This window comes from Streptomyces sp. HP-A2021, assembly GCF_022807935.1.
In the GTDB taxonomy this organism is placed as follows: domain Bacteria; phylum Actinomycetota; class Actinomycetes; order Streptomycetales; family Streptomycetaceae; genus Streptomyces; species Streptomyces afghaniensis.
The window spans coordinates 9,228,690-9,242,794 of record NZ_CP094344.1 but is presented as its reverse complement, the minus strand read 5'-3'; the positions used below and the strand labels follow the sequence as shown (position 1 = coordinate 9,242,794).

Here is a 14,105-nt window from a genome sequence, read left to right as displayed (position 1 = left end):
GTGCCCTCGTCAGCCGACGGCATCCACCAGGAACTCCTGGTCCCGTGCCCCCGTGCAGCGCTGCTGGGTGATCTCGGCACCCGCCGCACGGTCGTCGGCGCCGTTGACGCCGAGACACATCCCGTTCTGCACCACGTGAATCCGGTATTCGTTCCCCTTCGCCCCCGTGGACCCGTCAAGGGGTTCGAAGAAGAAGTGCTGGCTGGTGCGGTCCGCCGAGCAGCTCTCCCAGGGCCAGGGTTCGAGCAGTCCCTCGACGACATGGCCGCTGCCGAGCGCGGTGAGACAGCCGTCGCCGTACACCGGGTGGCGCCACTGGATGTAGTACGAGCCTGTGTTCCCGACCGACACCAGTGAGAGGTCCGGTGGTGTGGCGTCGGCACAGGGGCGCTGGACGGCGACCTGGCTTCGGTAGCGCCCCTTGCGGTCGTGGCCTTCGGTGACGCACAGCGTGGGGGCCAGGGCGGGCCGGATCCTGGACTGGCCTGGTTCCGGGCCGTCCACGCCGGTGGTCGGGGTGGACGCCGAGGAGGAAGCGAGGCCGGCTGCGGCCCCGGCCCCACGCGCCGCCGCGTCCCGGCCGCCGTCCTCGCCGGGCAGCAGCGCCCAGGCCCCCACAGCGGCGAGCAGCAACCCGGCGGTGGCGGTGGCGGCGAGAGTTCGTCGGCTTCGGACCCGGCCGACGACCGGGGCCGGGTTCGCGGCCAGGATCTCGGCTGTTGATGGCGCGGAGTGTTCCGGCGTCTCCTCGGGCGCCGGCCCTTCACCGTCAGGCGTCGGCCCTTCCCCGTCAGGCTTCGGCCCTTCGCCAGCTGCCGTCGGCCCCTTCTCCGCCCGCGGCGGCGGCTCGGCGGCGGCCAGCCGGTCTCTGGCCTCCAGCCACGTGTCGGTGTCCTCACCCCTCCCGCACGCGCGGACGAACGCGGCGACCACCTCCGCGCGCGGCAGCGAGTCCCGGCGCAGCGCGTCGGCCACGGTACTGCGCGCGAGCACGTCCCCGCGCCGTTCCGCGTTCGCCTCCAACTGGCGGTAGGTCAGGCCGGCCCATTCCTTGAGCCGGCGCATGCACGCCACAAACTCGGAGGCGCTGCGCGCCTCCCTCGGTAACGGACCCTCTCTGCCCATGACCGGCCATCCTCGCCCCGCCCCGGGCGGTGGACAATCCGGGATTCTGCCAATCCTTCGTGACGTGATCCACCGCTTCGACGAGATCGGGCCGGGCCTGCCTGGACCCTCCGGGCGCGGGCTGAGCCGTAATTCGTTTGACCGGGCCTCGGGTCAACGCTGCACTGTGGCGGGACATCACGAGTCGTGGTGCCGGTATCCGAGGAGGCAGCGGCAGCTATGGAGATCCGTTCCACGACCGACGAGGATCTCGACGTCTTCGTCGACACCGTCCATGCCGCGTTCGGGCTCTTCCCGGAAACCCCGGTCGAGGGCGGCGGGCTCTGGTGGTCGGCGCTCGACATGGACCGCTGCCTGCTCGCCCTGACGGCGGACGGACAGCCCGTCGGCACCGCCGCCGCGCACCCTTTCGAACTCACCCTGCCCGGTGAGGCCATCGTCCCGACTTCCGGGGTGACCGCCGTCGGCGTCCTGCCCTCCCACCGGCGCCGAGGCGTGCTCGGCACGATGATGCGGCACCAGCTCACCGAGTTCCGGGCCCGAGGAGAATTCCTCTCCGTGCTGCTGGCCTCCGAGGCCCCGATCTACGGCAGGTTCGGCTACGGACCGGCGACCTACACGCAGCAGCTGAAGGTGCCGCGCCACCGGGCCGCCCTCGCCGCTCCCCGGGCCCGCACCGTGGCGGGCGCCCCGGCGGCCGGCTCGGACAACGGCTCGGTCGAGGTACTGCGGCGTGCCGAGTGCGGCGAGATCCTGGAAGAGGTGTACGACCGGTATCGCCGCGCCCAGCCCGGCGCGCTGTCCCGGCCGCACCGCTGGTGGGCCCTGCGCGCGGGGCAGCCCCCGATCTCGCCCGCGCCGCGCTACGTCGCCGTCCACCGTGACGCCGACGGCGTCCCGGACGGGTACGCCAGCTACTCGATCGACGAAGCCAAGACCTTGACGGTCGACGAGACCATCGCCACCGACGACACCGTCTACACGGCCCTGGCCCGATTCGTACTCGGACACGACCTGGTCGCGCAGGTGGTGTTCAAGCACGTCCCGCCCGAGCACCCGCTGCGCTGGCAGCTTGCGGACTTCCGCGCCGGCCAGGTGAGCGACGAGATGGACTGGCTCTACGTACGGCTCCTTGACATCCCGCAAGCGCTGACCGCACGTGGCTGGTTCACGGACGGCGAACTCGTCCTCGACGTCGACGACCCGTTCCTCGGCGAACACGGCCGCTACCTGCTGACCGTCCAGGAAGGCAAGGCCGACTGCATCCCGACCGACCGGGAGCCCGACCTGTCCCTGGACGTGTGCGACCTGGGCTCGATCTACCTCGGCGGCACCGCCCCGAGCACGCTCGTGCGTGCCGGACACGTCCTGGCCCACCGCCCGAACGCGGCCCCACTCGCCGACGCCCTCTTCCGCGCCGACCGTCCCCCGCACTGCCTGCACTGGTTCTGACCGCAGCGGCCTTCAGTGGCAGCAGCCGTCGGCCGGCTGAGGACCGGGCGGCGTCGTGTCCAGGCGGCAGAAGCACGACGCCTGGATCGGGACGTCGGCCAGCGCGGTCGCCATCTTGAGCTGCTGGGCCACCAGGGCCGCTTCGGCGGTCTTGCCCGTCCGGAGCAGGCACTCGTGGAAGCCGTGCAGGGACCAGACGTTGCCGGGGTGCTGGAGGGGGCGGGGCAGGGCGTCGTCGAGGCCGAGGTCCGCGCGGTAGACCGCCTCGGCCTCCGCCACCCGGCCCTGTTCCAGCAGCAGGGCGCCGTAGGCGTGGCGGGTGGGCTGCATCCAGCCCCAGGGCTCGTCGTAGGGGAGGCCGTCGTCCAGCTCGATGGACCGCTCCAGGGCCGCGAAGGCGAGGTCGTGGTTGCCCCTGCGGTATTCGAGCTCTCCGTCCAGCATGGCCGCCGCGACGGCGAGGATGTCGCGGCAGGTGTTGTTGAACAGCATCCGCGTCTCGGGCACCAGGCCCACCGCCGTGCGGAACAGCTCGCGTTCGGCCTCCGCCCGGGCGATTTCGCCGGTGGCGGAGAGGGCGACGCCGCGCGCGTAGTGGCGCATGGCGGTGGTCACCGCGTAGAGCTCCGGGTCGGCGGGAGCGGGCAGGTCGAGGATGTCGGCCCAGCGGCCGAAGCGGATCAGTACGTGGACGCGCATGGCGAGGAAGCCCTCGAGCCAGTCGGCCATCGGGGGGCTCTGCACGTGGAGCAGGTCTTCGGGGATGGCGGCTTCCAGCTGGGCGGCGGTGTCGAGGGCGACCTGTGCCTGGCCGAGGAACATGGCCCCGTAGATCTTGAAGTGGTAGTTGTGCGCCCGGTAGAGGGTGTAGAAGTTCATCGCGCCGGCCCGCCGGTGGAACTTCTCGTCGGCGGCGATCGCGTCGCTGTTGGCCGCGACGACCCGGCGGTAGTCGCCGCACAGGACGTCGAGGTGCGAGGGCATGTGGTGCAGGTGCCCGGCGTCGGGCACGATGCCGCGCAGCCGGTCGGCGACGGTGAGGGCCTGTTCCGGTGCCGGGGACATCTCCATCAGGTGGATGTAGAGGTGCAGCACCCCGGGGTGCCGCACACCGGCGTCGGTCCCGAGCGCGCCGTCCAGCACGGCCTTGGCCTCCAGGGTCCGTGCGCCCTCGGCGGGCTGCCCGGTCGCCAGGTCCCACAGCTGCCAGGGGGTGAGGTTCATCAGGGCGTCGGCGTACAGGGTCGCGATGTCCGGGTCTTCGGGCGCCAGTTCATACACCGCGCGCATGGCGTCCGCGTACGGCTCGTTCCACACCGAGCAGTCCTCGACGGCCTCCGGCTGCGGGTAGCGGGCTCGCAACGCGCCGATCAGAGCCTGCTCGACCGGGGTGGCCCGGACGGCCTTCTCATGGGCTCGTTCCACTGCGGCATGCGTACGCTCCACCGTCCGCGCCAGTTCCTCGCCGTCGAAGAATTCCCAGGGCTTGTTGTAGTTCGGGCCCAGCGCGTAGGCGATGCCCCAATACGCCATCGCGCACTCGGGATCAGCCTCGGCCGCCTTTTCGAAGCAGGCGACGGCTTCCTCGTGATGGAAGGCGTACGTCCACACCAGGCCGCGGTCGAACCAGAGTTGGGCCTCGGCAAAGGAGGTGGTGACGGGACGGCTGTGCGGGCCGAGGTCGTAATAGTCGCCCATGGGTTTCTCCTGGGAAAGCGGCCGGGAGCCGTGAGAATAGCGGTTGCGGACGCACCCTCGATCACCGATGAATTCTCGTATTTCCAGATGAGCGGGGCATCTTTGAGTGGCGGGAGGACACCTGGGGGGAGGCCGCTCAGACGCTGGTCAGGACCTGCGGTGAGAGGATCTTGATCTGGGTGTTGGTCCAGCGCAGCTGCCGGAGCGTCTGCGGGTGGCAGTCGGTGACCAGCGCCAGCAGCCGTTCGTCCCGGGTGGCCTGCGCCGCCTGAGCGAGCTTCTCCCAGTGCAGGGAGTTGCGCGCGGCCGCCAGGTGCAGGTCGCGCAGGTCGTGCAGGTCGTGCAGGAGGAGCAGACCGGTCGCGGGGCGCCGGCCGAGTGCCGGTGCGGATGATCTCGTGCAGCAGCGCGTTGAGGAGGGCGACGTTCGTGCCCGCGCGCGGGGCCAGGTGGACGTCGGCGCGCCGGGCGACCTGCGTGTACCGCGGGTCCACGCACACGAGGCGGGGCGGGTCGCTTCCCTCCTCCTCCAGGAACAGCTGCCCGGTGGTGTAGAAGCCGATCGAGCCCGGGCCCTTGTCGTCCAGGAGGTGCCGGGTCCGGGCGGTGATCCGGTCCATGGCGGTGTCCCAGTCGGACTCGACGAGCCGGCCCTGCTCACGGACCAGTGGCCTGGTGAGCCGGTCCGCAGAGGCGTTGGCCTGCCAGCCGTAGAGGTCCTTGGGACCCAGGCGCCCACGGTTCACCCGGTCCGCGGCCCTGCCCCGCACTCCCACGATGCGGCCCTCGCGCACCGCGATGTCCATCGCGTCGCCGTTGGAGTGCAGCAGCGAGGCGGACTGCACCCACCGCTCCACGTCCTGCTCGGCGGTCCCGGCCCGCAGGTGCGTGTCCGTCCGGGACAGCCAGGGCGTGCCGGCGGCGTATGGGGTGCGCGCACCCCAGGGATCCGCGATCCGGTCGGTCGAGGTGTCCATGGTCCCACCTCCCACAGGAGATCGTCCCGTGGCGAGTACCCCACCCGTGACCCCCGAAGTCCGGTGACGCTGCGTACACAAGCATGCCACAGAGGGCACACACCGTCGCGGGAGGCGATCACCCGGTCGTTCGATCGTGGGCACCTTCGCCACTGGGCTGGCAGCGGCCAACTCCCCCTCCCTAGGATGTACTTCCTGTCCAGCCAGTCCGTTGGCGCGGCACCACGCAGGGGGAACGATGCACTCCGAGAAGCAGTTGTCCACCGAGATCGACGCGAACGTGCCGACGGCAGCGCGCATGTACGACTACTACCTGGGCGGCAAGGACAACTACGCGGCCGACCGTGCCGCGTGCGAGGAACTCGACAAGGTCGTGCCCAGCACGCGCCGCCTGGCCCTGAACAACCGGCGCTTCCTCCAGCGGGTCGTGCGGACCCTCTCCGAGGAGTACGGCATCCGGCAGTACCTCGACCACGGATCAGGCCTGCCGACGCAGGACAACGTGCACCAGGTCGCCCAGCGCATCGACCCCACGACCCACGTGGTGTACGTCGACAACGACCCGATGGTGCTGGTCCACGGCCGTGCGCTGCTGGAGCAGGACGAGCGCACCAGCGTCATCCACGCGGACATGCGCGAGACCGACCTGATCTTCGACCACCCCGACACCAAGCGGCTGATCGACTTCTCCGAGCCGGTGTGCGTGCTGTTCAACTCGGTGTTCCACTGCATCCCGGACAGCGACACCGACGGGCCGCTCGCGGTGGCCCGCCGCGTGCGGGAGCGGCTCGCGCCCGGCAGCTTCATGGTGATGTGCCAGCTGGTCAGCGAGGACCCCGAGGTCCGTGCCTTCGTCACGAACTTCATGGACCAGGCGACCCAGGGGCACTGGGGCCGCGTGCGTGAGGAGAAGGACGTCGCCACGTACTTCGAGGGTCTGGAGATCCTGGAGCCGGGGCTGGTGGAGGTGTCCACGTGGCGTCCGGACACCGAGGTGGCACCCCGTCAGCTCACGCACGAGTGGATCGAGTTCGGCGGTGTGGGGCGGATTCCCCTGGCGAAGTGACGCTGATCCCCGTGGAGACGTGACACCGGTGGAAGTGACGCAGGTACCTCGCGCGGGACGCGCCTCGTCCCGCGCGGGGCACTCGCGCGTCAGGCGTAGCGCTGCTCCATCGTCGTGCGCAGCAGTTCCAGGGAGTCACGGGGCTTGAGCGCCTCGTCCGCGAGGCGGTCCAGCGCGATCCGGTACTCCTCCGTCTCGTCGCGGTCCTCGAGGAAGTTCGCGCTCTTGATGTGCTCCAGGTAGACCACGTCGGGCAGGTCGAGGCCGCCGAAGCGCAGGTACGTGACCGGGATGGCGGGTGCCGAGGCGTTCGTGACGTTCAGCGGGACGATCTGCAGGGTCACGTTGGGGCGTTGGGCCATCTCGACGAGGTGGGCGAGCTGCTCCCGCATCACCTCGGTGCTGCCCAGGACGCGCAGCAGCACGGACTCGTCGATGACCGCCCACAGTTGCGGTGCGTCCGGCCGGAGCAGCAACCGTGCCCGGTGCCGGCGGAGTTCGACGCGCCGCTCCACCTCGGCGGCCGGCGCGTTCGGCAGGCCCCGCTCCACCACGGCCCTGGTGTAGGCGGGTGTCTGCAACAGGCCGGGCACGTACTGGATCTCGAAGGTGCGGATGGTGGCGGCGGCCTCCTGGAGTCCGACCAGCCGGTCGAACCACTCGGGCATCAGCCGCTTGTCGTACCGCTGCCACCAGCCCGGCTCGCCGGCGCGCTGCAACAGCTTGAGCAGCACCGAGGCCTCGTAGTCGTCGGTGCCGTACAGCTGGAGCAGCGCGCGGACGTCGTTCTCCGTCGGCGGGCGGCGGCCCTTGCCGGACTCGATGCGGGACAGCTTCGCGGCACTGAAGCCGACAGCGCGGGCCGCCTGGTCCTGGGCGAGTCCGGCGTCCTCGCGGAAGCCTGCCAGCTGTACACCGACCAGCATCTTCAGCAGAGTCGGCGCCGGCTCGGGCCTGTCCAGATAGGGTTCCAGACGGGAGATGCGATGCGACGCGGCGGACATCCTGACTCCCAGCAGACCGGCACAAGGGCGATTTACACTATCGCACTCCGCCGGGCGTGTTCGCATCCCTCGGAGCGGCCCCATGAAGGTGGTGAGTTGAGCTCCGCTTCACCACGCGGGCTTCACAGCAGGTGGTCGAACTCGCCGTCCTTCGCCCCGGCCAGGAACGCCGCCACCTCCGCCGCCGTGTAGACGAGTGCGGGCCCGTCGGGGTCTCGGGAGTTGCGCATCGCGATCCCGCCGTCGACGAGAGGGGCGACTTCGACGCAGTTGCCCTCGGCGTTGCTGTGCCGGCTCTTGATCCAGCAGGCGTCCAACGAGCTTGCCTGCACTCCGTTCTGCACTGGTGGCACCGCGGTCTCCTTGCTGTTCTCGTTCATGTCCCGACTCGCGTACCCAACACGGCTTGATTTTCACGCAATTTCGCGTGCAATTGCACGCGAGCGCCATCAGCGTGGATAATAGCCGCGGCGTCAACCCCCTTGTCGGCGCCGCGTCCTGACCTCGCATCGGGGAGATGCCGTGTCATCAGCTGCGCATCACGTGCTCCGGCCGCCCAGTGGTGGGGCTGCGGCGCACGCAGGCGCACCCGCCACGAGCACCGGATTCCCGCCCGGCCCGCGCACGCTGACGTCGTGCGAGGTGGCGCCGTACGGGACCCCGCCCCCGATGCCGGAGACGATGCCGCAGCCCTCCGGTGCCCTGTCCGCCTCGGCCGCCCTGCGCGTCGAGTGCAGCAGGGAGGGGTTCGCGCGCGCCCGGTCCTTCACCCGCGACACGCTGCACGTCTGGTCGCTCGACCACCGCTGCGACGACACGACCCTCGTCATCACCGAACTCGCCGCCAACGCCGCGACGCACGCGGCGCCGGGGACGGCGGGTACGACCGGTACGCCGGGCGCTGCGGAGATCCGGCTCGGATTCCTCCTGGACCCCACGCACCTGCTGGTCACCGTCTCCGACCCGGACGACCACCCGCCCGTGTACGCCCCCACCGGCTCCGCTCTGGAGGAGCACGGCAGGGGCCTGTGCATCGTCGACGCCCTGTCCGAGGAGTGGGGCTGGACCCCCTGCCCTCCGGCGGGCAAGACGGTCTGGGCCAGGTTGTCGACCTGTCCACCCATCTGACACGACTGCCGCGGAAAGGCCCCCCGCCATGCGCAGCGCTTCGACGGAACACCCGAGCAGCGAGCGCCCACAGCGCCCCGACGCCCCGTCCGGGGTCGCCCGGACCACGCCGCTCACGGCCCTGGACCGCGTGCCCTGGGGCGACATCCAGGACTCCACCGGTTCGGCGGCGGCCATTCCCCTCCTGCTCAACGGCATCGCCTGGGGTGACGCCGACACCGCCCGCTCCGCACTCGACGACCTGCGCAGGCGGATCTGTCAGTTCGGCTTCGTCGTGGAGCAGGCGACGGCCGCCACGGTTCCCTTCCTGTGGGAGCTGGCGAAACTGCCGCAGGTGACCTGCCGCGCCCAGATCATCCGGCTGCTCAAGAACATCGCCGACGCCCGGCAGTGGGAGAGCACCGCCGCCGTCTATCCGAAGCTGCTGAACCGCCGGGAGAACCCGGTGGTGTGGGAACGCGCGGCGCGTCAGGCGGTCCGGGCCCGGCGCGGTGAGCTCGGCCGGCTGATGGCGGACGAGGACACGGAGATCGCCCGGGCCACGACCGAGCTCGCCCGTTCCCTGGGCGCCTGACGGTATGCGGGTGCCCGGGCGCCGGGAGTCGTGACGAAACGGTGAGGGCCCCCTGTCACCATGGGTGATGCCCCTCGCCTCGCGCGGCCGGGCAGTGTAGACATGGCACATGGTCCGACTCTTGGGTCGATCCGGGACTCGATCGCCCCTGCGGCCCGGCGCTGCGCCGCCCTCCCGGCAGCGGCGGGAGGCGGGCCCGTCGCGGTGGCAACCGGTGGCGGGGCTGCGGTCGGTGCTGGGCGGGCGCAGTGTCGCCGGACAGGTGTTCCTGCTCGTCGTGGTGATCGTGCTGCTGCTGGTGGTGGCGGCCGTCGTGGCGCTGGTCCTGCAGGTGCGGCACGACACGACCCAGGAGGCCCGCAACCGTTCCCTCGCCGTCGCCGAGACCTTCGCCAACGCGCCGGGCACGGCCGAGGCGCTGGACAGCCCCGACCCCACGGCGGTGCTCCAGCCGCGTGCCGAGGCCGCCCGTGAGCAGTCGAAGGTCGACTTCATCGTCGTCATGAACACCGACGCGATCCGCTACACGCACCCCAAGCCGGACCGCATCGGGAAGAAGTTCGTCGGGACGATCGCGCCGGCGCTGGCCGGAGAGGCGGTGACCGAGGAGATCGAGGGCACCATCGGCCACCTCGTCCAGGCCGTGGTGCCGGTGAAGGACGCCGACGGGCAGGTCGTGGGGCTGGTGTCCGCGGGGGTGACGACCAAGAACATCGGCGGAACCGCCGACCGTCAGCTGCCGCTCGTGCTGTCCGCCGCCGCGGCGGCGCTCGCCCTGGCGACGGCCGGTGCCGCGCTGGTGAGCCGGCGGCTGCTGCGCCAGACGCACGGGCTCGGGCCGCACGAGATGACCCGGATGTACGAGCACCACGACGCCGTGCTGCACGCCGTCCGCGAGGGCGTGCTCATCGTCGACGACGGGGGCACCCTGCTGCTCGCCAACGACGAGGCGCACCGGCTGCTCGGACTGCCCGCCGACGCCGAGGGCCGGCACGTGCTCAGCCTGGGGCTCGACCCCGGCACCGCCGAGCTGCTGGCCTCCGGGCGCGTCGCCACGGACGAGGTGCATCTCGTCGGGGACCGGCTCCTCGCCGTGAACCAGCGCACCACGGACCGTGCGGGCGTCCCGCCCGGCAGTGTCGCCACGCTCCGCGACTCCACCGAGCTGCGTGCCCTGTCCGGCCGGGCCGAGACCGCGCGGGAACGGCTCAACATGCTGTACGACGCCGGGGTGGGCATCGGGACGAGCCTGGACGTGACCCGTACGGCCGAGGAACTGACCGAGCTGGCGGTGCCCCGGTTCGCCGACTTCGCCACCGTGGACCTGTTCGACGCGGTGCTGGGCGGCGGGCAGCCGGACGCGGCGGCCGCGCTCAGCCGTGCCGCGCTCAGCGGGATCCGCAAGGACGCCCCGCTCTACCCCGTCGGCGAGCGGATCAGGTTCGTCGATTCCTCTCCGCAGGGCCGCAGCCTCGACACCGGTCGGCCCGTCCTGGAACCCCGGCTGAGCGAGGCCCCCGGCTGGCAGGCACAGGACCTCGAGCGCTCCGCGCAGATCGTGGAGTACGGCATCCACTCCCTGATCACCGTGCCGCTGCGGGCCGGCTCCCTGCTGCTCGGCGTGGTCAGCTTCTGGCGCTGCGAGAAGCCGGAGCCCTTCGACGCGGACGAGCTGACCCTGGCGGAGGAACTGGTCGCGCGGGCCGCCGTCTCCATCGACAACGCGCGCCGCTACACCCGCGAGCACAGCATGGCGGTGACGCTCCAGCGCAGCCTGCTTCCCCGGAACCTGCCCGAGCAGGACGCTCTGGAGATCGCCTACCGTTATCTGCCCGCGCAGGCCGGGGTGGGCGGCGACTGGTTCGACGTGCTGCCGCTGTCGGGGGCCCGGGTCGCGCTCGTGGTCGGGGACGTCGTCGGGCACGGGCTGCACGCCGCGGCGACCATGGGGCGGCTGCGCACCGCCGTGCACAACTTCTCCGCCCTCGACCTCCCGCCCGACGAACTCATCGCCCTGCTGGATGAGCTGGTCGGCCGCATCGACCAGGACGAGACGGAGGAGGAGGGCAGCGCCCCGGTCACCGGCGCGACCTGCCTGTACGCCGTGTACGACCCGGTCTCCCGGCGCTGCACCGTCGCACGGGCCGGGCATCCCCCGCCAGCGCTGATCCACCCCGACGGCAGTGTCGAGTTCGCCGACGTGCCCGCCGGTCCCCCGCTCGGTCTCGGCGGTCTGCCGTTCGAGACGGCGGAGCTGGAGCTGGCGGAGGGCAGCCGGCTCGTCCTCTACACCGACGGGCTGGTCGAGGACCGGGAGCGGGACATCGACGTCGGGCTGGACATGCTGCGCGAGGCGCTGAGCCGGTCCGGCCAGTCCCCGGAGGACACCTGCCGGACCGTCCTCGACTCGCAGCTCACCGCCCGTTCCAGCGACGACATCGCCCTGATCGTCGCGCGCACCCGGGCACTCGCCCCCGACCAGGTCGCCGAGTGGCCGGTGCCGGCCGACCCGGCGGCCGTGGGCGAGGTACGGGCGGCGGTCACCCGGCAACTGGCGGAGTGGGGACTGGACGAGCTGACGTTCACCACGGAGCTGATCCTGAGCGAGCTGGTCACCAACGCGCTCCGCTACGGCGGCGGCCCCATCCACGTCCGGGTGCTGCGCGACCGCAACCTGATCTGCGAGGTGTCCGACAGCAGCAGCACGTCTCCGCGTCTGCGGTACGCGACGATGACGGACGAGGGCGGGCGAGGGCTGTTCCTGGTCGCGCAGCTCGCCGAGCGCTGGGGGACGCGCTATCTGCCCGCCGGGAAGGTGATCTGGGCGGAGCAGCCGTTGCCGTGAGCGGCCATAAGGCCGTCTACGACCAGTCATAAAGTCGCCTTATGAGCTCATAGACCGGACCCGCGTACCAACTTAGGCATGCCTCAGTTTAGGCTTCACGGCGAGATCACTTGTCGCCGCTCGAAGGGAACCTGACCATGCCCCGCCCCCTGCGGGTAGCCATCGTCGGATCCGGCCCCGCCGGGATCTACGCCGCCGACGCCCTGCTCAAGTCCCAGGTGGCCGCCGAACCCGGCGTGTCCATCGACATCTTCGAGCGCATGCCGGCGCCGTTCGGACTGATCCGTTACGGCGTCGCCCCCGACCACCCGCGGATCAAGGGCATCATCACCGCCCTGCACCAGGTGCTCGACAAGCCGCAGATCCGGCTGTTCGGCAACGTGGACTACGGCACCGACATCAGCCTGGACGACCTGCGCGCGTTCTACGACGGCGTGATCTTCGCCACCGGAGCAATGGCCGACCGGACGCTGTCCCTCCCGGGCATCGACCTCGACGGCTCGTACGGCGCCGCGGACTTCGTGTCCTGGTACGACGGTCACCCGGACGTGCCGCGCACCTGGCCGCTGGAGGCGGAGAAGGTCGCCGTGCTCGGCGTCGGCAACGTCGCGCTCGACATCGCGCGCGTCCTGGCCAAAACGGCGGACGAGCTGCTCCCGACGGAGATCCCGCCGAACGTCTACGAGGGTCTGAAGGCCAACCGCGCCAAGGAGATCCACGTGTTCGGCCGCCGCGGCCCGGCGCAGGCGAAGTTCAGCCCGATGGAACTGCGGGAGCTGGACCACTCCCCCAACATCGAGGTCATCGTCGACCCCGAGGACATCGACTACGACGAGGGCTCGATCGCGACCCGGCGCGGCAACAAGCAGGCCGACATGGTCGCCAAGACCCTGGAGAACTGGGCGATCCGGGACGTCGGCGACCGGCCCCACAAGCTCTTCCTGCACTTCTTCGAGTCGCCGGTGGAGATCCTCGGCGAGGACGGCAAGGTCGTCGGACTGCGCACCGAGCGCACGGAACTCGACGGCACCGGCAACGTCAAGGGCACGAGCACGTTCAAGACCTGGGACGTCGGCGCGGTCTACCGTGCCGTCGGCTACCTGTCCGACAAACTCCCCAAGCTGCCCTGGGACCTCGACTCCGGCACCGTCCCCGACGAGGGCGGCCGGGTCATGCAGGAGACCGGCGAGCACCTGCAGTCCACGTACGTCACCGGCTGGATCCGGCGCGGCCCGGTGGGCCTCATCGGCCACACCAAGGGCGACGCGAACGAAACGGTGGCCAACCTCCTGGACGACTACGCGAACGGCCGCCTGCACACGCCCGCCTCCCCCGGCCCCGAGGCCGTGGACGCGTTCCTCGCCGAGCGGAACGTCCGCTTCACCACCTGGGACGGCTGGTACAAGCTGGACGCCGCCGAGAAGGCGCTGGGCGAGCCGGAAGGACGCGAGCGCGTGAAGCTCGTCGAGCGTGAGGACATGCTGCGGGCCAGCGGCGCCTGACGTCTCATACACCCCGTGGGCGGGTCCGGTGGCAATGTCACCGGACCCGCCCTTATGCGTGCTTGAACCGTGTACGATCCGGATGCTTCACCGAACCATCACATTGCCTTCACCAGAGGGCCATGCAGGGGGGACGAACGTCCATGCGTATACGCCTTGTCGCGGCCACGGCCGTCGCTGCCGGAACACTGACCGCCCTGACGGCGGTTCCGGCCCAGGCCGCCGAGTACGACTCCGCGCTGAAGATCCGCGGTATCCAGTACGACGCTCCCGGGAGGGACTCCAACCGCTGCTCGACGGGGAACACCGACGAGGAGTACCTGACCATCAAGAACTACTCGCGGTCGACGACGGTGAACCTCAAGGGGTATGTCGTGAAGGACGCCGCGGGGAACAAGTTCACCTTCACCGCGAGCCACACCCTCCAGCCGGGTGACTACGTGAAGCTGCGCGGTGGCAACGGGTCCGACTCCGACGCGAACAACGTCGTGTACCGCGACAACTGCAACTTCATGTGGAACAACGACAAGGACACGATCTACGTGTACAAGCCGTCCGGCAGCCGCGCCGACGTGCACTCGTACACCAAGAGCGGCTCCGACCCGGACGGCAACGGGTACATCACGTACCACGGCTGAGCCTTTTGCCGAACCGGCAACAGGCTTCGTGTATGTCGCGGCGGGCGCTGCATGATCGATGGACCGAGCGCCCCTTTCCGGAACGCGGGAGGATCC

Annotated in this window: 11 protein-coding genes and 2 pseudogenes; 7 read left to right on the top strand and 6 right to left on the bottom strand. The window is 70.8% G+C overall.

Annotated features, from left to right (window positions below):
* Positions 1–9: 9 nt before the first annotated feature.
* Positions 10–1,065, bottom strand: coding sequence for an RICIN domain-containing protein (locus MQE23_RS41580; protein WP_020276877.1), 1,056 nt, complete (start codon positions 1,063–1,065; stop codon positions 10–12).
* 279 nt (positions 1,066–1,344) lie between these two features.
* Here MQE23_RS41580 and MQE23_RS41575 point away from each other — a divergent pair, with 279 nt between their 5' ends.
* Positions 1,345–2,577 (top strand): GNAT family N-acetyltransferase, encoded by a 1,233-nt coding sequence (locus tag MQE23_RS41575; protein WP_243381949.1) that lies wholly within the window; start codon positions 1,345–1,347, stop codon positions 2,575–2,577.
* 12 nt (positions 2,578–2,589) lie between these two features.
* Here MQE23_RS41575 and MQE23_RS41570 read toward each other — a convergent pair whose 3' ends face one another.
* From MQE23_RS41570 to MQE23_RS41560, 3 genes and pseudogenes are all read right to left on the bottom strand, one after another.
* The gene (locus MQE23_RS41570; RefSeq protein WP_243381946.1) at positions 2,590–4,275 is read right to left on the bottom strand and encodes a hypothetical protein; all 1,686 of its coding nucleotides are present in this window, start codon (positions 4,273–4,275) and stop codon (positions 2,590–2,592) included.
* A gap of 136 nt (positions 4,276–4,411) precedes the next feature.
* Positions 4,412–4,666, bottom strand: a pseudogene (locus MQE23_RS41565) (hypothetical protein); the annotation flags it as partial.
* Positions 4,659–5,252, bottom strand: a pseudogene (locus MQE23_RS41560) (molybdopterin-dependent oxidoreductase); the annotation flags it as partial. The pseudogenes MQE23_RS41560 and MQE23_RS41565, both read right to left, overlap by 8 nt.
* 238 nt (positions 5,253–5,490) lie before the next feature.
* Here MQE23_RS41560 and MQE23_RS41555 point away from each other — a divergent pair.
* Positions 5,491–6,318, top strand: coding sequence for an SAM-dependent methyltransferase (locus MQE23_RS41555; RefSeq protein ID WP_243381943.1), 828 nt, complete (start codon positions 5,491–5,493; stop codon positions 6,316–6,318).
* 89 nt (positions 6,319–6,407) lie between these two features.
* On the opposite strand, the gene MQE23_RS41550 is transcribed toward MQE23_RS41555, so the two are convergent.
* Both MQE23_RS41550 and MQE23_RS41545 read right to left on the bottom strand, forming a co-directional pair.
* Positions 6,408–7,322, bottom strand: a complete 915-nt coding sequence (locus tag MQE23_RS41550) for a helix-turn-helix transcriptional regulator (RefSeq protein ID WP_020276883.1) — start codon at positions 7,320–7,322, stop codon at positions 6,408–6,410.
* Between the two features lie 122 nt (positions 7,323–7,444).
* Positions 7,445–7,675: a DUF397 domain-containing protein gene (locus MQE23_RS41545; protein ID WP_037673508.1), complete on the bottom strand. Its 231-nt coding sequence runs from the start codon at positions 7,673–7,675 to the stop codon at positions 7,445–7,447.
* A 316-nt stretch (positions 7,676–7,991) separates the two neighbouring features.
* Here MQE23_RS41545 and MQE23_RS41540 point away from each other — a divergent pair, with 316 nt between their 5' ends.
* The 5 genes from MQE23_RS41540 (at position 7,992) to MQE23_RS41520 (ending at position 14,009) form a co-directional block, all read left to right on the top strand.
* Positions 7,992–8,450, top strand: coding sequence for an ATP-binding protein (locus MQE23_RS41540; protein ID WP_020276885.1), 459 nt, complete (start codon positions 7,992–7,994; stop codon positions 8,448–8,450).
* Positions 8,451–8,478: 28 nt separating this feature from the next.
* Entirely contained in the window at positions 8,479–9,024 is a 546-nt protein-coding gene (locus MQE23_RS41535) for a hypothetical protein (RefSeq protein WP_020276886.1), read from the top strand.
* Between the two features lie 109 nt (positions 9,025–9,133).
* Positions 9,134–11,869 carry a SpoIIE family protein phosphatase/ATP-binding protein gene (locus MQE23_RS41530; RefSeq protein ID WP_243381940.1) on the top strand — a complete coding sequence of 912 codons (2,736 nt, stop codon included), beginning with the start codon at positions 9,134–9,136 and terminating at the stop codon, positions 11,867–11,869.
* A 137-nt stretch (positions 11,870–12,006) separates the two neighbouring features.
* Positions 12,007–13,371, top strand: a complete 1,365-nt coding sequence (locus tag MQE23_RS41525; protein WP_243381937.1) for an FAD-dependent oxidoreductase — start codon at positions 12,007–12,009, stop codon at positions 13,369–13,371.
* Between the two features lie 143 nt (positions 13,372–13,514).
* Positions 13,515–14,009 carry a lamin tail domain-containing protein gene (locus MQE23_RS41520; RefSeq protein ID WP_020276890.1) on the top strand — a complete coding sequence of 165 codons (495 nt, stop codon included), beginning with the start codon at positions 13,515–13,517 and terminating at the stop codon, positions 14,007–14,009.
* Positions 14,010–14,105 lie beyond the last annotated feature (96 nt).